Annotated in this window: 19 protein-coding genes; 10 read left to right on the forward strand and 9 right to left on the reverse strand. The window is 72.7% G+C overall.

What is annotated here, in order from left to right:
• Positions 1–119: 119 nt before the first annotated feature.
• Entirely contained in the window at positions 120–764 is a 645-nt protein-coding gene (locus ACIBJE_RS30510; protein ID WP_396753738.1) for a hypothetical protein, read from the reverse strand.
• Positions 765–929: 165 nt separating this feature from the next.
• On the opposite strand from ACIBJE_RS30510, the gene ACIBJE_RS30515 reads away from it, so the two are divergent.
• Positions 930–1,973, forward strand: coding sequence for a P1 family peptidase (locus ACIBJE_RS30515; RefSeq protein WP_396753739.1), 1,044 nt, complete (start codon positions 930–932; stop codon positions 1,971–1,973).
• 32 nt (positions 1,974–2,005) lie between these two features.
• Here ACIBJE_RS30515 and ACIBJE_RS30520 read toward each other — a convergent pair whose 3' ends face one another.
• Positions 2,006–4,513, reverse strand: coding sequence for a DEAD/DEAH box helicase (locus ACIBJE_RS30520; RefSeq protein ID WP_396753740.1), 2,508 nt, complete (start codon positions 4,511–4,513; stop codon positions 2,006–2,008).
• Positions 4,514–4,604: 91 nt separating this feature from the next.
• Positions 4,605–5,327, reverse strand: a complete 723-nt coding sequence (gene trmB / locus ACIBJE_RS30525; RefSeq protein WP_396753741.1) for a tRNA (guanosine(46)-N7)-methyltransferase TrmB — start codon at positions 5,325–5,327, stop codon at positions 4,605–4,607.
• A gap of 128 nt (positions 5,328–5,455) precedes the next feature.
• On the opposite strand from trmB, the gene ACIBJE_RS30530 reads away from it, so the two are divergent.
• Positions 5,456–6,001 carry a hypothetical protein gene (locus ACIBJE_RS30530; RefSeq protein WP_396753742.1) on the forward strand — a complete coding sequence of 182 codons (546 nt, stop codon included), beginning with the start codon at positions 5,456–5,458 and terminating at the stop codon, positions 5,999–6,001.
• 9 nt (positions 6,002–6,010) lie between these two features.
• A complete protein-coding gene (locus ACIBJE_RS30535) occupies positions 6,011–6,688 on the forward strand; it encodes a class F sortase (protein WP_396753743.1) in 678 nt (225 codons plus the stop codon).
• 116 nt (positions 6,689–6,804) lie between these two features.
• Here the strand turns inward: ACIBJE_RS30535 and ACIBJE_RS30540 are convergent, their stop codons facing one another.
• The 4 genes from ACIBJE_RS30540 to ACIBJE_RS30555 all read right to left on the reverse strand — a co-directional run bounded on the left by ACIBJE_RS30540 (position 6,805) and on the right by ACIBJE_RS30555 (position 9,970).
• Positions 6,805–7,467, reverse strand: coding sequence for a maleylpyruvate isomerase family mycothiol-dependent enzyme (locus tag ACIBJE_RS30540; RefSeq protein ID WP_396753744.1), 663 nt, complete (start codon positions 7,465–7,467; stop codon positions 6,805–6,807).
• A gap of 193 nt (positions 7,468–7,660) precedes the next feature.
• Positions 7,661–7,981: an antibiotic biosynthesis monooxygenase family protein gene (locus tag ACIBJE_RS30545; protein WP_396753745.1), complete on the reverse strand. Its 321-nt coding sequence runs from the start codon at positions 7,979–7,981 to the stop codon at positions 7,661–7,663.
• A gap of 25 nt (positions 7,982–8,006) precedes the next feature.
• Positions 8,007–8,804 carry an exodeoxyribonuclease III gene (locus ACIBJE_RS30550; RefSeq protein WP_396753746.1) on the reverse strand — a complete coding sequence of 266 codons (798 nt, stop codon included), beginning with the start codon at positions 8,802–8,804 and terminating at the stop codon, positions 8,007–8,009.
• Positions 8,805–9,049: 245 nt separating this feature from the next.
• On the reverse strand, positions 9,050–9,970 hold the full coding sequence (locus tag ACIBJE_RS30555; protein ID WP_396753747.1) for a proteasome assembly chaperone family protein: 921 nt from the start codon (positions 9,968–9,970) through the stop codon (positions 9,050–9,052).
• 515 nt (positions 9,971–10,485) lie between these two features.
• Here ACIBJE_RS30555 and ACIBJE_RS30560 point away from each other — a divergent pair.
• The 3 genes from ACIBJE_RS30560 to ACIBJE_RS30570 all read left to right on the forward strand — a co-directional run bounded on the left by ACIBJE_RS30560 (position 10,486) and on the right by ACIBJE_RS30570 (position 12,313).
• Positions 10,486–11,298, forward strand: a complete 813-nt coding sequence (locus ACIBJE_RS30560) for a peptidase M23 (RefSeq protein WP_396753748.1) — start codon at positions 10,486–10,488, stop codon at positions 11,296–11,298.
• Between the two features lie 62 nt (positions 11,299–11,360).
• A complete protein-coding gene (locus ACIBJE_RS30565; protein WP_396753749.1) occupies positions 11,361–11,507 on the forward strand; it encodes a hypothetical protein in 147 nt (48 codons plus the stop codon).
• Positions 11,508–11,551: 44 nt separating this feature from the next.
• Complete coding sequence (locus ACIBJE_RS30570) at positions 11,552–12,313, forward strand: EcsC family protein (protein WP_396753750.1); 762 nt, start codon at positions 11,552–11,554, stop codon at positions 12,311–12,313.
• 33 nt (positions 12,314–12,346) lie between these two features.
• Here the strand turns inward: ACIBJE_RS30570 and ACIBJE_RS30575 are convergent, their stop codons facing one another.
• Positions 12,347–13,210 (reverse strand): GDSL-type esterase/lipase family protein, encoded by an 864-nt coding sequence (locus ACIBJE_RS30575; protein ID WP_396753751.1) that lies wholly within the window; start codon positions 13,208–13,210, stop codon positions 12,347–12,349.
• Between the two features lie 183 nt (positions 13,211–13,393).
• Between ACIBJE_RS30575 and ACIBJE_RS30580 the strand changes: the two genes are divergently transcribed.
• The 4 genes from ACIBJE_RS30580 (at position 13,394) to ACIBJE_RS30595 (ending at position 17,730) form a co-directional block, all read left to right on the forward strand.
• Positions 13,394–13,657, forward strand: coding sequence for a DUF6343 family protein (locus tag ACIBJE_RS30580; protein ID WP_396753752.1), 264 nt, complete (start codon positions 13,394–13,396; stop codon positions 13,655–13,657).
• A gap of 12 nt (positions 13,658–13,669) precedes the next feature.
• A complete protein-coding gene (locus tag ACIBJE_RS30585; protein WP_396753753.1) occupies positions 13,670–15,082 on the forward strand; it encodes an NADP-dependent succinic semialdehyde dehydrogenase in 1,413 nt (470 codons plus the stop codon).
• A gap of 69 nt (positions 15,083–15,151) precedes the next feature.
• Complete coding sequence (locus tag ACIBJE_RS30590) at positions 15,152–16,114, forward strand: TIGR03885 family FMN-dependent LLM class oxidoreductase (protein ID WP_396753754.1); 963 nt, start codon at positions 15,152–15,154, stop codon at positions 16,112–16,114.
• A gap of 413 nt (positions 16,115–16,527) precedes the next feature.
• On the forward strand, positions 16,528–17,730 hold the full coding sequence (locus tag ACIBJE_RS30595) for a snapalysin family zinc-dependent metalloprotease (protein ID WP_396753755.1): 1,203 nt from the start codon (positions 16,528–16,530) through the stop codon (positions 17,728–17,730).
• 195 nt (positions 17,731–17,925) lie between these two features.
• Here the strand turns inward: ACIBJE_RS30595 and ACIBJE_RS30600 are convergent, their stop codons facing one another.
• Positions 17,926–18,099, reverse strand: coding sequence for a hypothetical protein (locus ACIBJE_RS30600; RefSeq protein WP_396753756.1), 174 nt, complete (start codon positions 18,097–18,099; stop codon positions 17,926–17,928).
• Positions 18,100–18,538 lie beyond the last annotated feature (439 nt).

Genomic DNA, 18,538 nt, shown 5'->3' on the forward strand with positions numbered 1-18,538 from the left:
CCTCGCCGACTGGACCGCCACCCGCGGCTACTCCGCCTGACACACACCCACACCGAACGGGCCGGCCCCCACCAGGGGACCGGCCCGTCCGCGTGCACCGGGGCGGTTGCCGGTGTCGGTCAGGCGGCGGTGGACCAGATGGCCCGGAAGGCCGCGGCCTCACCGGCGAGCCACTGCTCGACCTGCTCCGGCTTGACCCCTTCGGGCGTCCGGTGCGCCTCGCCCCGGCGGACGTCCACCAGGACCGGCTCGGCGTGCGGAAGCACGGCATCCATGTGTCGGCGCATCAGGTGCAGGGTGGCGAGGGCCGCCTCCGTGCTCGGCGCGGCCTCGTCGAAGTGCAGCCGGACCGCCTCGGCGCGGCCGTCGGCGTACCGCACGCCGAAGTGCGGGTTGATCTTCACAGGAAGGTCGCCGAGCATGGCGAGCGCGTCCCGGGTCTGGGCCAGATCGACCTGCCCCGGCTCGCCGAGGGAGTGCAGCCAGCGCGTCGCACCCGGCGTGAGGGCCTCGTAGAGCGGGCGCCAGCGGGGCTTGACCACGTCGGCCACGCCGGCCAGGTGGGTGCCCCCGGTGTGGAAGGCGATGTCGGCCTTGAGGGCCTTGACGAACTGACCGTGTGGGTTGAAGCCGGAACGGCTCGCCCGCTGCCTGCGCAGCCCGCCGACGAAGGTCGCCTTGGTCGGGCCGGTGCGGTCGACGTAGCGGGTGAAACCGAGCAGGGTGGCGTACGGCGGAAGCGTGGTGGCGAGAGGTGCGGACACGGGGCGTCCTCCCAGGTCAGTGCCGAGATTAGTACATACATTCTAATCGACGGGTACGACATCGAACAGGGTTGGCGGCCACGGAACGTGTCCGCCTCGGAACCGCTGTGGCACACTGGCCGCCCGCCCGGGACAGGGCACGTCGGGCCCGACGACAGGAGCACCATGCACGAGTTGAGCCGGCGTGCCCGCGACCTCGGGATCGTCGTGGGGGCACTGCCCACCGGGCGGCACAACGCGATCACCGACGTGCCCGGGGTCCTGGTCGGGCACACCACCATCGACGACGGCGCCGACGTGCGGACCGGCGTCACCGCGGTCGTGCCGAGCGGGCTCGGCCCCGGGCGGTGGACCCTGCCGGCCGCCGTGTACTGCGGCAACGGCTACGGCAAACTCGTCGGGTCGACCCAGGTCGACGAACTCGGCGTCCTGGAGTCACCGATCCTCCTGACCGCCACGCTGTCGGTGTTCCGGGTCGCGGACGCGCTGCTGGGACACCTCATGGACCGGCGGCCGGACGGCGTGTCGTTCAACCCCCTGGTCGGCGAGACCAACGACGGCCACCTCTCGGACATCCGTCGCCGTCCGATCGGCGAGGCCCACGTCCGGGCCGCGCTCGCCGGGGCGTCGGCCGGGCCCCCGGCGGAGGGCTGCGTCGGGGCCGGCACCGGCACCACGGCCCTGGGTTACAAGGCCGGCATCGGTACCTCGTCCAGGACGGTCCGGGTGGCCGAGCGGCCGGCGACGGTCGGCGTCCTCGTCCAGTCCAACTTCGGCGGGGTGCTGACCGTCCTCGGCGTTCCGCTGCCGGTCGACGAGCTGGTCCCGGACGCCGACCGCGCCACCCCGCCGGGCAACTCGTGCATGATCGTGGTGGCCACCGACCTGCCGCTGGACGCCCGACAGCTCGGCCGGGTCGCCCGGCGGGCGGTCTTCGCGATGGGCCGGGTCGGGGCGTCCTACAGCCACGGCAGCGGCGACTACGCGATCGCGTTCAGCACGGCGGGAGCGGACGAGCCGCCGATCCGGGACGGGGACATCGACCCGGTCTTCGCCGCCGTCCTGGACGCGGTCGAGGAGGCGTTGCTCAACTCGCTGCTGACCGCCGTCACCACCACCGGTGTGGGCGGCCGGACCAGTCACGCCGTCCCGCACGACGCGGTGATCCGGCGGCTGTCGGCGGCCGGTCGGCTGGCGTCACGATCCTGATCGATCGGCGAAGCGCGACCGGCCGCCTCCTGTCAGAGCTGGCCGACGTCGGTGATCCGGACGACGGCCGCGCCGACCTCGTCCGAGGCGGCCAGGTCGATCTCGGCGCTGATCCCCCAGTCGTGGTCGCCCTCCGGGTCGTCCAGGATCTGCCGCACCGTCCACCGCTGCGACGACGTCTGGTCGATCATCAGCAGCGCCGGGCCGCGGGCGTTCGGCCCGGTGCCGATCTCCGGGTACGTGTCGAAGTAGGGCTCCAGCGCGTCGGCCCAGGCGTCGGCGTTCCAGCCGTCCGCCGCGTCGAGTTCGCCGAGTAGATCCCAGCGGCGTAGGGCGGCCAGCTCCACCCGGCGGAACAGCGCGTTGCGCACCAGCACCCGGAACGCGCGGGCGTTGCGGGTCACCGCCGGCACCCGGTCGTCCAGGGCCTCGGCGGCCTCGGTCGCGTCCGACGGGTTGCGCAGCCGCTCCCACTCGTCGATCAGGCTGGAGTCGACCTGCCGGACCAGTTCGCCCAGCCACTCGATCAGGTCGACCAGTTCCTCGGTCTTGGCGTCCTCGGGAACGGTCTGCCGCAGCGTCTTGTACGCGTCCGCGAGGTAGCGCAGCACCAGCCCCTCGGAGCGGGACAGCCCGTAGAACTGCACGTACTCGGTGAACGTCATCGCCCGCTCGTACATGTCGCGGACCACGGACTTCGGCGAGAGCTGGTGGTCGGCGACCCACGGATGCCCGCGCCGGTACATCTCGTACGCGGCGTCCAGCAGCTCGGCGAGGGGCTTCGGCCAGGTCACCTCGTCGAGCAGTTCGAGGCGGGCCTCGTACTCGATGCCCTCGGCCTTCATCGCGGCGACCGCCTCGCCGCGCGCCTTGAACTGCTGCGCGGAGAGCACCTGACGCGGGTCGTCCAGGATGGACTCGATGACGCTCAGCACGTCCAGGGCGTACGAGGGGGACTCCCGGTCCAGCAGCTCGACGGTGGCCAGGGCGAGCGGGGAGAGCGGCTGGTTGAGCGCGAAGTCGAGCTGGAGGTCGACGGTGAGCCGTACCCGCCGGCCGGTCTCGTCAGGCTCGTCGAGCTGCTCGACCACGCCCCCGGCGAGCAGCGCACGGTAGATCGCGATGGCCCGGCGGATGTGCCGGCGCTGGGCGGCCCGGTCCTCGTGGTTGTCGGTGAGCAGGTGCCGCATCGCGGCGAACGCGTCCCCGGGGCGGCCGATGACGTTGAGCAGCATCGAGTGGCTGACCTGGAAGCTGGACGTCAACGGCTCCGGCTCGGAGTCGACCAGCCGCTGGAAGGTCGGCTCGCCCCAGCCGATCGAGCCCTCCGGCGGCTTCTTCTTCACCACCTTGCGGCGCTTCTTCGGGTCGTCACCGGCCTTGGCGAGGGCCTTCTCGTTCTCGATCACGTGCTCGGGGGCCTGGACCACCACCCGGCCGATGGTGTCGAACCCGGCCCGCCCGGCCCGGCCGGCGATCTGGTGGAACTCGCGCGCCTTGAGCAGCCGGGTACGGGTGCCGTCGTACTTGCTCAGGCCGGTGAAGAGCACGGTGCGGATCGGCACGTTGATGCCGACGCCGAGGGTGTCGGTGCCGCAGATGACCTTGAGTAGGCCGGCCTGCGCCAGGGTCTCCACCAGCCGGCGGTACTTGGGCAGCAGGCCCGCGTGGTGCACCCCGATGCCGTGCCGGACCAGCCTCGACAGGGTCTTGCCGAACCCGGAGGTGAACCGGAACCGGCCGATGGCCTGAGCGATCATGTCCTTCTCGGCCCGGGTGGCGACGTTGACGCTCATCAGCGCCTGGGCCCGTTCGAGCGCGGCGGCCTGGGTGAAGTGCACCACGTAGACCGGGGCCTGCTTCGTGGTGAGCAGTTCCTCCAGGGTCTCGTGCAACGGCGTGGTCACGTACGAGAAGAGCAGCGGGACCGGCCGCTCGGCCGAGCGCACGACGGCGGTCGGCCGTCCGGTGCGCCGGGCCAGGTCGTCGACGAAGCGGGTGGTGTCGCCGAGGGTGGCGGACATCAGCACGAACTGCGCCTGGGGCAGCTCGATCAGCGGCACCTGCCAGGCCCAGCCCCGGTCCGGCTCGGCGTAGAAGTGGAACTCGTCCATGATCACCTGGCCGACGTCGGCCCGGGTGCCCTCGCGCAGCGCCAGGTTGGCCAGGATCTCGGCGGTGCAGCAGATGATCGGGGCGTCCGCGTTGACGCTCGCGTCGCCGGTCAGCATGCCGACGTTGTCGGCCCCGAAGACCTCGCAGAGCGCGAAGAACTTCTCCGACACCAGCGCCTTGATCGGGGCGGTGTAGAAGGTCGTCCGGTCGTCGGCCAGGGCGGCGAAGTGCGCCGCGATCGCGACCAGGCTCTTGCCCGAGCCGGTCGGGGTGTTCATGATCACGTTGGCCCCGGAGACGATCTCGATGACCGCCTCCTCCTGGTGGGGGTAGAGGTCGAGGCCGCGCTCCTTCGCCCAACCGGCGAACGCGTCGTACAGGGCATCGGGGTCGGCGCTGTCCGGCAGCGCGGCGGTGAGCGTCATAACCGTCCCATCCTGCCCGCCGCGACGCTCCGGTGGTAGCAGGGGCCCCCTGCACGACAGAAACAGGTGACCGGGGACCCCTGCCACCGCCTCAGTGGGGGCGGCGGTGGTAGATCAGGTCGGTGACCGGGCGGCCGGCGAGCAGGGCCCGGCGCTCGAACTTGGTGACCGGTCGGTGTGCCGGGCGGGAGGTGTCACCCGGTCGGGTGTCGGCGAGTTCCGGGTCGGCGTCCAGGGTCTCGCGCATCGCGGCGGCGTACTCGGCCCAGTCGGTGGCGCAGTGCAGCGTGCCTCCCGGCACCAGCCGGGAGCGCAGCAGCGCCACGTGGGCGGGCTGGATCAGCCGGCGCTTGTGGTGCCGCGCCTTCGGCCAGGGGTCGGGAAAGAAGACGTGCACCGCGTCCAGCGTCGCCTCCGGCTGCCGTCGGACCAGCTCCAACGCGTCGCCGTCGGCGATGCGGACGTTGCCCAGCCCGTGCCGCTCCACCAACGCGAGGAGGTTGGCGATTCCCGGGGTGTGCACCTCGACCGCGAGATAGTCTCGTTCCGGGTCGGCGGCGGCCATCGCGGCGGTCGCGTCGCCCATCCCGGAACCGATCTCCAGCACCACCGGTGCCCGGCGGCCGAACAGGTCGGTGAGGTCGACCGGGGGTCCGGCCCCGTCCGGCACCGCGAGCCCGTACACCGGCCAGAGACGGTCCAACGCGTCGAGGTGGCGGCTGCTGAGCCGGCCCCGGCGCGGGTGGAAGGTGCGGACGGTGGCGCGTACCCGGGACGGTGCCGGGGCGGCCGGGTCGTGGTCGATGGGGCTCACAGCGACCCGAGCCTACGCGAGGACCACCGACGGACCGGACGCGGCGTACGCCGTCCGCGAGGACGGGTCATCTCATACGGCAGGCCGGGTGTTCCCTGCCCGGTCCGGCCGACGGGCCGGGAGGGGTCATGGTGTCAGTCACGCGCCGGAGCGTGGTGCTGCTGATGGGGCTTCTCCTCGCCGCCTTCGCCGTGCTGGTAGCCGCCGGGCCGGCCCGTGCCGCCGACGTGTACGTGCAGGTCACGCCGAGCCGCGCGGGCCCCGGCGAGTTGGTCGGCATCCGGGCGAGCTGCCGGTCCACCCGCGAGGCGGCCAGTGTCGAGTCGGAGGCGTTCGGCATCGTCACCGTCCACCCCCAGCACGGGTACCTGTCCGGCACGGTGACCCTCCCCTCGCACGCCAGGCCGGGCACGTACCGGGTCAAGCTGCTCTGCGTGGAGGGCCCGAACGCCTCGACGATGCTGACGGTGACCTCGGGCGGTCACCAACCGCCCCGGCCGGACGGGCCGCCGCAGCCGCACCCCAGCCGGGGACCGGCGACCGGGTTCGGCGGCGCGGACGGCGGTCCCGACCTCGGTGGGCTGGTCCTGCCCGGCGGGCTGGGCATCACCGTCGCCGGACTGGTCCTGGCGATGCTGGCCGCCCGTCGCCGGGGACCACGGACCCCCCACTGATCCGCCGCCATGTCCCGTCTCCGCGCCACGCCCCGACCCGCCGTCGACATCCGCAGGCTGCCGTCCCGCCAGCGGGACGGCCGTCGTTGGCGGATGCCGCTGGCCGTGGTGCTCGTCCTGCTCGGGGTCTTCGTCACCGGGGTCGGGCTCGGCCGGTCGGCGGGCCGACCGTTCACCGTCCTGGCGGCGGGTGCCGGGGCGGGGCGGGCGATCGACCCGTTGCCGGCGAGCCGCCCGGTGAGCCTGAGTGTGCCGGCGATCCGGGTGACCGCCCCGGTGGCCCCGGTCGGGCTCGCCCCGGACGGCACCATCGCGGTGCCCCCGCTGGAACGGCACCTGGAGACCGGCTGGTACGACGGCGGTCCCACCCCGGGGGAGAACGGACCGGCGGTCATCGTCGGGCACGCGGACACCACGGAGGGCCCGTCGGTCTTCCACGAGCTGCGCCGGCTCCGGCCGGGGGACCGGATCGAGGTGACCCGCCACGACCGGTCGGTGGCCGTCTTCGAGGTGACCTCGGTGGAGCGCTTCGACAAGAACGCCCTGCCCGGTGACCGGGTGTACGGCGACCACCGGGGCTCCGGGCTGCGCCTGATCACCTGCGGCGGCCGGTTCGTCGGCGGAAGCATCGGCTACGCCGACAACGTGATCGCCTTCGCCACGCTGGTCGGATCCCGCGACCCCTGACCGGCCGTGGCGGCGGGGTAGGTGGGTTGGCGGCCGAGGCGTTCGCCCGTGCCCGACGCCGGTCGTGGCCACCGGGCCGGGACGCGGGCCCGGTTGTCCGTGGCAGCCGGCCCACCTCACCCCATCCGTTTCCGCAGGATCGAGACGCCGGCACCGGAGAGTTCGTCGCAGTACGTGGCACGCCCGGTCATCGCCATCGTCAACGCGAGGGTGGTGCCCGACACCAGTGGGCCGGTGCCGTAGGCGAACGGGCCATCGGTGGCGACGAGCCGCAGCCCACCGATTCTTCCTTTCGCCACGACGACCTGGTCGGTTCCCCGGTAGTACTCGGCGACCCTGGTGACCGTCTCGATCGGGTACGCGTGACGCAGCCCCAAGGGCCGGCGGATGTCCTCCCCGTGGACGATCGTCTCGCCGAGCATCGCCGGCAACGGCAGCGGCGGCTTGGTGTGGCTCGTGACGACGGCGCGGAACCGCTCCAGCGTCTCGGCCGGGTCGGCGCCCAACTGCTCGTTGAGGCGCAACGTCACCTGCTTGTCGAAGTCGAACCGGCAGCGCACGACGCCAACGAGCCACCGCCAGCCGTTCAGGCTGGCGGCTGCGGTGAGATGGGCGAGCACCTCGCGTACGGTGAGCCCGGCGCACAGTGACGGCGTCGCGAACCGCTGCACCGGTAGGCCGGTGAGGTCGGCCGCCAGGGCGGCGCGCTCGGCGTGAATGCGCGCCCAGGTGTCGCTCCTGCGGTCGGCGAGGGTGCTGCTGCCGTGCTGGTCGGTCATGTCGATCGGTCTCCCTGCTGGTGCGCACCGGATCCGTGCTGGTTCCGGCTGTCACGAGTGGAGACCGTCGCCCCGCCCCGCAATCGTCGCCCGTCCGCGAGAAATGTGGTGGGGCCTGCGGGCCGGCCAGGCCGCCGGCAGGCCGGTCGGATGCCGAGGTTGCGCCAGGCGGTCGCCGCACCGACTGGCGGGGTCACCGCGTGCCGGAGACCTCCTGCACCACCTCGAACTCCAGCAGGTTCGCCCCGGTGGCGACCGGCTTGCGCTGCTGGCCGCCCTCGCCGCCGCCGTGCGCGGCCCGTGCCGGCCCGGACGCCCACGCCTGGTACGCCTCTTCCGAATCCCACTTCGTGTACACGAAGTAGCGGGTCTCGCCGGCCACCGGGCGGAGCAACTCGAAGCCGAGGAAGCCGGGGGAGCCCTCCACCGCGCCGCTGCGGGCGGCGAACCGCCGCTCCAGCTCCTCGCCGGCACCGGGTGGGACGTCGATCGCGTTGATCTTCACGACTGCCATGGCACCACCTTACGGCCGCCACCGGTCAGAGGGGTTCGACGGCCGGCTCCAGGTCGATGTCGACCACGATCGGGGCGTGGTCGGACGGGCCCTTGCCCTTGCGCGCCTCCCGGTCGACGTACGCCGCGCGGACGTTGTGCGCGACCTGCGCGGAGGCGTACACCAGGTCGATCCGCATGCCCTTGTTCTGGTGGAACATCCCGGCGCGGTAGTCCCAGTAGGTGAACGGGTGTGGGCCCTTCATCGGAGTGGGCACCACGTCGGTCAGCCCGAGGTCGCGCAGGGCGGCCAGGGCCGCCCGCTCGGCCGGCGTCACGTGGGTCGAGTTCACGAAGACGGTGGGGTCCCAGACGTCGTCGTCGGTGGGGGCGACGTTGAAGTCCCCGCAGACCGCCAGCGGCGACCCGCCGCGCAGTTCGGTGGCGAGCGCGTCCCGCAGCGCGGCGAACCAGGCCAGCTTGTACGCGTAGTGCGGATCGTCGGGCGTGCGCCCGTTCGGTACGTAGACCGACCAGACCCGCACCCCGTCACAGGTGGCCGAGATCGCCCGCGCCTCCGGCTCGGGAAAACCCGGCTCGCCGGGAAAGCCGACCGTGACGTCGGTCAGGCCCACCCGGGAGAGGATGGCCACCCCGTTCCACCGCCCGTCGCTGTGGCTGGCCACGGTGTAGCCCAGCTCGCCCACCTCCGGCACCGGGAACGCGCCGTCCGGGCACTTGGTCTCCTGGAGGCAGACCACGTCCGGCGCGGTGCCGGCGAGCCAGTCGAGCAGCCGGGGCAGCCGGGCCTTCACCGAGTTCACGTTCCAGGTCGCCAGGCGCATGCTTCCAGCCTGCCTGATCCGGGAGCCGCCCGCCCGCCGGCCCGCCGCCACCACCCAGACCGCCTCCGGACACCGGCCCCGGCCGCCCCCGGGCCAGCCGGCCCGGCCGCCGCTCGACGTGGGGCCCGCCCGGCTGCTGTCCGGCGTGGGCCACCCACCCCGGATCGCCGCCCGGCGTCGGCGATCCGCGCCAACCGCCGACCGCGACCGGCGCGGGCCCGTGCTTCGACCTGGCGCGGACCGGGTCAGCTGCCCGGATTGTCGCCCGGCCGGCTCTGCTCGGCCAGGAAGCGCTCCAGCTCAGCGCCGAGTTCGTCGGCGGTGGGCAACGGACCGGTCTCCGCGGCGAGGAGGTTCTTCCCGCCCCGCCCCCGGGCGAACGCGTCGTACTGCTCCTCGAGGGCCTGGACCAGGGTGGCGGCGTCCTCGGTCTGGGCGACCTGTCGGTCGATCTCCACCCGGACCACCTCGGCGGCCGAGCGGAGTCCGTCGTTGGGCAGCAGCAGGCCGGTGCTGCGGGACACCGAGGCGAGCAGCACCTCGGCGGCTGCCGGGTATTCGGTCTGCGCGACGTAGTGCGGCACGTGGGCGGCGAAGCCGAGGGCGTCCCGTCCCTGTTGGCCGAGCCGGTACTCCAGCAGGTAGCCCACGCTGCCGGGCACCTGCACCCGCTGCAACCACGGCTCGTAGCCGGCGATCAGCTCGCGTCGGGTGGCATGCGCGGTCACCCCGGTCGGCCGGGTGTGCGGCACGGCCATCGGGATCGCGTTGAGCCCCACGGTGAGCCGGACGTCCAGCCGGGTGGCGAGGTCGCCGACGGCGGCCACGAAGCGTTCCCACTGCAGGTCCGGTTCGGGGCCGGTGAGCAGGAGGAAGGGGGTCTCGTCGTCGTCGTGGAGCAGGTGCAGCTCCAGCTTGGGCTCGTCGTACTGCTCCCAGTGGTCCTCGACGAAGGTCATCACCGGGCGCCGGGAGCGGTAGTCGAAGACCTGGTCGACGTCGAAGGTGGCGACCGTCCGGGCCTCGAGGCTGGAGAGCAGCTGTTCCCGGGCCAGCCGGGTGGCGTTGCCGGCGTCGACGAAGCCGGTCAGCGCCTGGATGAGCACCGGCTGACCGAGGTCGGGCAGGTCGTCGGTGAGCTGGTACAGCTCCTGTGGGTCGAGCACCGGTCTGGACCTCCCTGAGTGGTGCGGACGGGCGGCCGTGGGGCAACGGCACCCGGTACGGGAAACGCATTCGCCATCTTCGTGCATTCCGTCGTGGCGCGGTGGAGGGGGCGGTTCCCTCCCATTCCCGGCCGACCCGTCGCCGCCCGGGGCCGCTGCCGGGGCGAGCGCCCCCCGGAGTCGTCCCTTCGGTCGGTGTGAGGTCACCGGACGGTGGAGCGGCCGTCGGTGCCGCCGGTCGACCTCCGGACGGGGAGTTTCCCACCCGTCGGAGAACGGCCCGAGCTGTCCGAGGGAAATGCCCGTCTCGCCGGCTTTGGCGATATAGGAGACAACAGATGGCGATCTAGTGGGTTTGGTGATGAAAAATGTGGGCAGGACCATAGATCACTAAGGGTGGTCGACCCCCGTTCTCTGCTTAGCCTCGGCGGATGCGTGACGATGACAAGATCCACTATCGACCCGCTTCCACCAGTGCAGATGGCCGAAAGGTTGATGGTGCATCGCCTGGGACGGTGATCGCTGAGGGTGAGCGTTCCGGGCTCCGCCGGAAGCTGCGGCAAGCCCTCACCCTCCGGCCCGGTTCCGTGCGGCCCGGCCGGGCGACGATCGCCCTCGCCTCCGCCGCCGCCTGCTGCCTCGGCCTGGTCACCGTCGTCGAGCTGCGGACGGCGGGCGAGCGGTCCGGCACCGACAGCTCCGCGGCCAGCGCCGAACTGCTCCGGCGGGCCGAGCAGGAAAGCGCCTCGCGCGGACTGGCCCGGACGCCGTCCGCCCCGCCCACGACCCCCTCGCCCAGCGCGTCGACCGCCCCCGCTCCCAAACCCACCCCCAAGAAGACCACCCCGACGAAGAAGCCCACCCCGCGCAAGCCGGTCGACCCCGCCCCGGTGGCCGGCCTGACCGTCGCCCAGATGAACAACGCCAAGAAGATCGTGCGGACCGGCCACTCCATGGGTGTGCCCCGACGCGCGCTGGTCATCGCGGTGGCTACCGCGATGCAGGAGAGCAACCTCTACAACCTCGCCAGCGGCGCGCTCCCCGAGTCGCAGAACCACGCGAACCAGGGCCTCGGCTGGGACCACGACTCCGTCGGCCTGTTCCAGCAGCGCTCCAGCATGGGCTGGGGGACGGTCGCGCAGCTGATGGACCCGGCGTACGCGACCCGCAAGTTCCTCACCACCCTGCTGACCGTGCCCGGCTGGCAGCAGATGCGGCTGACCGAGGCGGCCCAGGCCGTACAGGTGTCGGGCTTCCCCGAGGCGTACGCGAAGCACGAGCCCCGGGCGACGGTGATCGTCAACGCGATCGTGGCTCCCGCGACGTAGTCGGCGTGCCGGTTGCTCCTTCGGGGTACACATGAGTGGTACGGCCACGACAGGAGGACACCATGTCACCGCTCATGCAGAAGCTCAGCCGTTTCCTTCGTTCCCCGAAGGGACAGCAGCTGGTCGACCGTGGTCGCCGGGAACTGGCCAAGCCGGCCACCCAGCAGAAGCTGCGGGGCCTGGCGGCCAAGTTCGGCAAGCGACGCTGACCTCTCCCGTCGTACCTCGTCCCGCTGACCCCCGGAGCCATCCCGTGACCGACTCGACCCCCGTCGACGGCCAGCCCGTGCCCGCACCCCGTCCACCGGCGACCCCCGCCGAGCCCGCCGAGCCGGTGGACGCCCCCGAGGCGCCCCCGGCCCGGCTCTGGGACCGGATGCGGGACGACCCGCAGTACGCACCGGAACACCTCGCCCTGGAGGCGGTTCGCCGGCTCGGGCCGGAGGCGGCCCGCTGGGCCGACCGGGCCCGGGCCGAGCAGCCCGGCATCTCCGCCGACGCCCTCGCCGACCAGGCGGTACGCCGCTTCGTCAACCGGGCCCGGCTCTCCGGCGCGGTCTCCGGTGCCGCGGGCCTGCCCGGCGCGGTGATCGACGTGGGGGTGCTCGCCTGGACCCAGGCCCGGATGGTGCTGCACATCGCCGCGGCCTACGGGGTCGAGCCGCAGCACACCGACCGGGCGACCGACCTGCTGGTCCTGCAGAAGGTGCACAAGGTGGCCGAGACGGCCCGGCTCGCCCTCGGCGTCGCCGCCGGCCGGGAGCGGGCCGGGGCGCTCTTCGGCGGTGGTTCCCAGCCCGCCCTCGGACGGGTGATGCTCAAGCTCGGGGTTCGGCTGGCCCAGATGGCCGGGGTGCGTGCGGCCAAGCGGATGTTCGCCAAGGTGGTGCCGGGCGCGGCGATCATCCTCGGCACCTGGGCCAACTCCTCGGCCACCAAGGACCTCGCCAACCGGTCCCGGGCGCTCTACGCCCAGCACCGCACCGGCTTGGTCCCGCCTCCGCGCCACCCCTGACCGGTCGCCGCCGGTCGGGGGCACCGCCGACGGTCAGTCGGCGAAGCCGGCGGCGGACCAGGTCACCTTGGCGAGCCGTTCCTGGCCGGCGTTGTTCGGGTGGAAGTGGTCGATGGTGTTGACGTCGTCGAGGGTGAACCGCACGCGGTGCGCGGCCCCGCGGTCGTGCCGGCAACGTGACCCGTACGCCCGGCACGCGGCGGCCAACTGGTCGTTGTAGGCGTCGATTCGCTCCTGGAATGTCCGGCGGCGCTCCCGGTCGGCCGCCGCCGTCGAGGTCGGGTTGGCGAGCAGGGCGGGGCAGACACCCCGCCGCCAGGACCGCAGGGCCTGCTCGTCGGTGTGCCCGACCTCCCAGAGTCGGTACAGGTCTGGGATGCTCACCACGAGCACCCGGGCCTTGGGCCGCCCCTCGCGCAGCGTCCGCAGCGCCCGGTCGACCTGCTGGCGGAAGGTCTTGACCGGGGTCATCTGGTCGATGTCGGCGCGGCAGGCGTCGTTCGCGCCGATCAGCACGGTGACGTAGTCGGCCCGGTCGCGCACCGCCCGGGTGGCCTGGTCGGGCAGGGCCGACGCGCGGGCTCCCGCCTTCGCGTGGTTGTACGCCCTGCCCCGGATCGCCGGATTGAGGTCGACCAGCCGCCGGTAGTGGCTCTCCACCCGCCGGCCGTCCCCCGTCGACCAGGAGTTGCGCTCGCAGGACGCGAGCACCAGACAGGTGCCGAACCCGGTGGTGATCGAGTCGCCGATCGCGGCCATCGCCACCGGCATGCCGGGGCGCGGGGTGTCCCGCGGTGGACGGGGCGTGCCGTCGCCACCGCCTCCGCTCCCGCTCTCGCAGGCCAGCGCCACCAGCGCCGACAGGCTGGCCACGGCGGCGACCCAACGTCGAGGCATGACCCATCCCGTTCTGGAGCGCGGTGCGACAGCGGGGTCACCTTACGCGTCCACCGTCCGTCCGGGGTCGCTCGGTGTCGGACATCCGGCACAACCGTCCGGTACCGGGCGTCAGTGTGGTAGATGACGGTCCATGGCCGGTGCGGCAGGTTAGCCCCGCAGAGCACCGGGTAGTTCGCCGGAATGACGCGATCGCAGCCCCGAGGTGCCCGGGGCACCGTCGGCCACGCCTACAGCGCGTTGAACCTGCGGCTGGCCCTGGCCTCCTTCGGGCTCGTCACCATGGTGGTCTTCGCCGTCCTGGCCGCCCGCGCCGACCTGACCTGGCTGGCCGTCGTCTGTGGCGTCCTCGCCGTGGTGGCGGTGGTCGACCTGGTCGTCGTCCAGCGCCGTCGGGCCGCCCGCCGTCGGGAGGAGCCGGGTGTGCGCCACTCGCTCTTCGAGTGACAGGAGTACGACATGTCCATCGCCACCACCAACCCCGCCACCGGTGAGGTGCTCAGGACGTACGACGAGATGCCGCCCGACCGGGTCGACGCCGCCATCGCCGCTGCGGCCCGGGGGTTCGCGGCCCTGCGCGGCACCTCGGTCGCGCAACGGGCCCGGTGGCTGACCGCGGCGGCCGACCTGCTCGACGCCGAACGCGACGACATCGCGCGGGTGATGACCACGGAGATGGGCAAGACGTACGCGGCGGCGAAGGCCGAGGCGGCCAAGTGCGCCGCCGCCTGCCGGTTCTACGCCGACAACGCGGAGCGCTTCCTCGCCGACGAGCCGGCCGACGCGGCGGCGGTGGGCGCGAGGCGGGCCTTCGTCCGTTACCAGCCGATCGGGCCGGTACTCGCGGTGATGCCGTGGAACTTTCCGCTCTGGCAGGTGGTCCGGTTCGCCGCGCCGGCCCTGACGGCCGGCAACCCCGGCCTGCTCAAGCACGCCTCGAACGTGCCGCAGACCGCGCTCTGGCTGGGGGAACTGTTCGGCCGGGCCGGTTTCCCCGAAGGCGCCTTCACCACGCTGCTGGTCGGCTCGTCCGCCGTCGAGCGGATCCTCACCGACCCCCGGGTCCGCGCGGCGACGCTGACCGGCAGCGAGCCGGCCGGCCGGTCCATCGCCGCGATCGCCGGCCGCGAGTTGAAGAAGACCGTGCTCGAACTCGGCGGCAGTGACCCGTTCGTGGTGATGCCCTCGGCCGACCTGGACCGGGCTGCCGAGGTCGCCACCACCGCGCGCTGCCAGAACAACGGCCAGTCCTGCATCGCCGCGAAACGGTTCATCGTGCACACCGACGTCTTCGACGCGTTCACCGAGCGGTTCGTCGACCGGATGTCGGCGCTGCGCGTCGGCGACCCGATGGACGAGCGGACCGACGTCGGACCGCTGGCCAGCGAGCGGGGCCGGGACGAGGTGGCCGCCCAGGTCCGCGACGCGGCCGGACAGGGTGCCCGGGTGCTCTGCGGCGGCGAGGTGCCCGACCGGCCCGGCTGGTGGTATCCGCCGACCGTGGTCACCGACCTGACCCCCGACATGCGGATGTGGGGCGAGGAGGTCTTCGGCCCGGTCGCCGGCCTCTACCGGGTGTCGTCGTACGACGAGGCGGTCGAGGTCGCCAACGGCACCAGCTTCGGCCTCGGCGCGAACGCCTGGACCCGGGACCCGGAGGAGCAGGAGCGCTTCGCCACCGACCTGGACGCCGGCAGCGTCTTCGTCAACGGGATGACCACCTCCTACCCGCAACTGCCCTTCGGTGGCGTACGGAACTCCGGCTACGGACGGGAACTGTCGGCGCTGGGCATGCGCGAGTTCTGCAACGTCAAGACGGTCTGGGTCGGCGAGGGCGCACCCTCCGCCGGGGTCGGCGCCCACGCCGAGTGACGCGGGCTCAGGTGGTAGGCGGTTGAGGCGCCGATTGCCGGGCGGCCGTTCTGGGTAGGGGTGCGGGGCATGACGGTGTTCGGCGTGCACGCCTCCCATGAGCAGATCCACCCCACCGCGCTGCTGGAGTCGGTGGTCCACGCCGAGCGGGCGGGCTTCGACGCGGCCATGTGCTCGGACCACTTCGCTCCGTGGAGCGAGCGTCAGGGGCAGTCCGCGTTCGCCTGGTCCTGGCTCGGTGCCGCCCTCCAGGCCACCAGCCTGCCGCTGGGCGTGGTCAACGCTCCCGGCCAGCGCTACCACCCGGCGATCATCGCGCAGGCCATCGGCACCCTCGGCGCGATGTACCCGGGCCGGTTCTGGGCCGCGCTCGGCACCGGTGAGGCGGCCAACGAGCACATCACCGGCGACCCCTGGCCGCGCAAGGACGTCCGCAACGCACGGCTGCGGGAGTGCGTGGACGTGATCCGCGCGCTGCTGGCCGGGGAGGAGGTCAGCCACGACGGCCTGGTCCGGGTGGACCGGGCGAAGCTGTGGACCCGGCCGGAGCAGCCTCCGGCCCTGGTGGGCGCGGCGGTCAGCGTGGCAACGGCCCGCTGGTGCGCCGAGTGGGCCGACGGCCTGATCACCGTCAACGCTCCGGTGCCGCACCTGCGGGCCATGATCGACGCCTACCGGGACGCCGGTGGCCGGGGACCGTTGAGTCTCCAGGTGCACCTGAGCTGGGCGCCGGAGGAGGACGAGGCCGAGCGGATCGCGTACGACCAGTGGCGCAGCAACGTCTTCGCCCCGCCGGTCTGCTGGGACCTGGAGACGGTGGAGCACTTCGACGTGATCTCCGCGCAGGTGCCGATGGAGCGGCTGCGCCAGGTGGTGAACATCTCCGCCGACCTCGGCCGGCACACCGGATGGCTGGAGGAGTACCTCGACCTCGGCTTCGACCGGATCTTCCTGCACCACGTCGGGCAGGAGCTGGGCCCGTTCGTCGACACGTTCGGCAGCGAGGTGCTGCCGAAGCTGCGGGGTCGCTGATTCCCCGGCCCGTCGACCCAACCGACGGCGTCAGCCGGTGAAGATCAGGTCGAGGTGGGCGTCGAGGACGCGCAGCGCGGTCTCCGGCGGGTGGTGGCCGCCGAGCAGGTGGACGCCGAGCCCCCTCCACCACCGCCAACAGCCCGACCGTCGACCCGCCGGGCGTCGTCCAGCGGCAGGATCTCGGCGAACGTCGTACGCAGCAGCGCCCCGGGGTGACGACCCCCGGACCCTCGTCGCCCTGGCCCGGGAGCACCTCGCTGCGGCGTAGCCGCACCGGCCTGGCGGTGGGCCACATCGGGATGGCCCGGAACGTATGACCCAACCACTATTCGTGCCGGGTGTACCACTCGCCGTAAAATCGACTGACTTCGATTGCGGTGGTGCCGCCACCGCGGACAAGGGAGTGGTTGATGTTCCGACGGAAACTGTCCCGCGCGGCTGGTGCCGCGCTCGCGCTCGCGCTGTCCCTCGCCGGTGTCCAGGCCGTCGGCGGTACGCCGGCCTCCGCCGACCCCGGGACTGCCGTGCGCACCGTCCTCTACGACGCCAGCCGGGCCGGTGAGTTCCGCACCAACTTCGACCAGGCTGCCGCGATCTGGAACAGCAGTGTCAGCAACGTCCGGCTCCAGGCCGGCACGCCGGCCGCCGTCACCATCCGGGTGGACAACGGCTGGCCCCGCGCCTACGTCGCCGGCCTGGGCCGGGGCACCATCTACATGGGCTGGCAGGCGGTCAACGAGGGCTACAACCGGACCCGGATCGCCACCCACGAGTTCGGCCACATCCTCGGCCTGCCCGACAAGCGTACCGGTCTCTGCGCGGACCTGATGTCCGGCAGCAGCGCCCCGGTCTCCTGCACCAACGCCTACCCGAACGCCACCGAGGCCGCCCGCGTCAACTCGCTCTTCGCCGGCAGCCGCACCGCCGACAGCGAGGCCGCCGGCACCTACACCTGGCCGGAGGCGGACGAGATCTCGCCGCTGGTCGTCAACGGCCGGCCGGCCACCGAGAACTACCCGTGGATGGTCTACACCTCCGGCTGCACCGGCACCCTGATCAAGGCGAACTGGGTGGTTACCGCGGACCACTGCCCGACGCCGTCCTCCGTCCGGGTCGGCAGCATCAACCGCACCAGCGGCGGGACGGTGGTCGGCGTGAGCCGGGCGGTCAGCCACCCGACCATCGACGTGAAGCTGTTCCAGCTCTCCAGTTCGGTCAGCTACGCCCCGGCGGTCATCCCCACCACCTCCGGCGCGGTCGGCACCGCCACCCGGATCATCGGCTGGGGCCAGACCTGCCCGACCCGGGGCTGCGGTTCGGCTCCGACAGTCGCCCACGAGCTGGACACCTCGATCGTCACGGACACCCGCTGCCGGGGCATCAACGCTCCGTACGAGATCTGCACCGACAACACCAACGGCAACGCGGGCGCCTGCTACGGCGACTCGGGCGGCCCGCAGGTGCGCAAGATCAACGGCGTGTGGAACCTGATCGGTGCGACCAGCCGCGCCGGCAACCTCAACCCGACCTGCGCCACCGGTCCGTCCATCTACGGCGACCTGCCCTCGATCCGTAGCTGGATCAACACCCAGGTCGGCGGCCTGCCGGTCTGAGGTGGTAGGAGGGGTTCCCTGTTACCGCTTTCTGCCGAGCAGGGGACCCCTGCAACCACCGTCCAGCCCTGCAACCACCGTCCAGCGCCTGCAACCACCGTCCAGCGCCTGCAACCACCGCCCAGCGCGACACTGCGCTGGGCGGTGCGGCAGTGGGCGGTGCGGCAGTGGGGGGTGCGACGTGGTGAGCTCGGGCTACGCGGGCGGTACGCCGGCGCTCAGCTCGGCGGCGTGCCGGAGGGTGTCGGCCGCCCGGTCGTGTTGCAGGTCGGACAGGGGGACGCGTCGGGCCCGGTCCAGCGCCGTCCGGGCCGTGTCCGGGTCGTCGAGCGCCATCGCGATCTCGGCCCGGTAGACCAGCGCCTCCACGGCCAGGCCGGGGTCGCGTCATCCGAGGGATGCCGGCCACCAGCACCCGGCCGTACGCGGCCCGCATGCCCTCGGCGAAGGCGGCGTGCAGGGCCGCGACGTCGGGGACGATCACCAGGCAGCTGCCGTACGAGGTCGCCGGGTCGAAGTCCGGAAGGCCGAAGAAGTGCAGGTACAGGTCCTCCCGCTGGAGAGCGACATAGGGGTTGGTTCGGGTCTGCCGGTGGGTGACCTGGAATCCGAGGACGCGGTAGAAGTCGGCAACGGTGTCGATGGAGGCACAGGGCAGCAGCGGCACGGTGAGTTCGTCGGGCCATGCGGCCTTTCTAGTCCCGGCTCCCGCCTATGCGCACATGACAATGGCCGACCGGTGACCACCTTCGGTCCGATCGGGTGACCGTCCAAACAGAACACCGCCGGGCCGGCCGGAGGACCGGCC

The organism is Micromonospora sp. NPDC050187 (assembly GCF_044459745.1).
Classification (GTDB): Bacteria; Actinomycetota; Actinomycetes; order Mycobacteriales; family Micromonosporaceae; genus Micromonospora.

Bases quoted from the DNA above. Each gene is read 5' to 3' on its own strand.
- ACIBJE_RS30515 (WP_396753739.1), top strand. From the start codon at position 930: ATGCACGAGTTGAGCCGGCGTGCCCGCGACCTCGGGATCGTCGTGGGG.
- ACIBJE_RS30520 (WP_396753740.1), bottom strand. From the start codon at position 4,513: ATGACGCTCACCGCCGCGCTGCCGGACAGCGCCGACCCCGATGCCCTG.
- ACIBJE_RS30530 (WP_396753742.1), top strand. From the start codon at position 5,456: ATGGTGTCAGTCACGCGCCGGAGCGTGGTGCTGCTGATGGGGCTTCTC.
- ACIBJE_RS30535 (WP_396753743.1), top strand. From the start codon at position 6,011: ATGTCCCGTCTCCGCGCCACGCCCCGACCCGCCGTCGACATCCGCAGG.
- ACIBJE_RS30540 (WP_396753744.1), bottom strand. From the start codon at position 7,467: ATGACCGACCAGCACGGCAGCAGCACCCTCGCCGACCGCAGGAGCGAC.
- ACIBJE_RS30545 (WP_396753745.1), bottom strand. From the start codon at position 7,981: ATGGCAGTCGTGAAGATCAACGCGATCGACGTCCCACCCGGTGCCGGC.
- ACIBJE_RS30550 (WP_396753746.1), bottom strand. From the start codon at position 8,804: ATGCGCCTGGCGACCTGGAACGTGAACTCGGTGAAGGCCCGGCTGCCC.
- ACIBJE_RS30565 (WP_396753749.1), top strand. From the start codon at position 11,361: ATGTCACCGCTCATGCAGAAGCTCAGCCGTTTCCTTCGTTCCCCGAAG.
- ACIBJE_RS30575 (WP_396753751.1), bottom strand. From the start codon at position 13,210: ATGCCTCGACGTTGGGTCGCCGCCGTGGCCAGCCTGTCGGCGCTGGTG.
- ACIBJE_RS30580 (WP_396753752.1), top strand. From the start codon at position 13,394: ATGACGCGATCGCAGCCCCGAGGTGCCCGGGGCACCGTCGGCCACGCC.
- ACIBJE_RS30585 (WP_396753753.1), top strand. From the start codon at position 13,670: ATGTCCATCGCCACCACCAACCCCGCCACCGGTGAGGTGCTCAGGACG.
- ACIBJE_RS30590 (WP_396753754.1), top strand. From the start codon at position 15,152: ATGACGGTGTTCGGCGTGCACGCCTCCCATGAGCAGATCCACCCCACC.
- ACIBJE_RS30595 (WP_396753755.1), top strand. From the start codon at position 16,528: ATGTTCCGACGGAAACTGTCCCGCGCGGCTGGTGCCGCGCTCGCGCTC.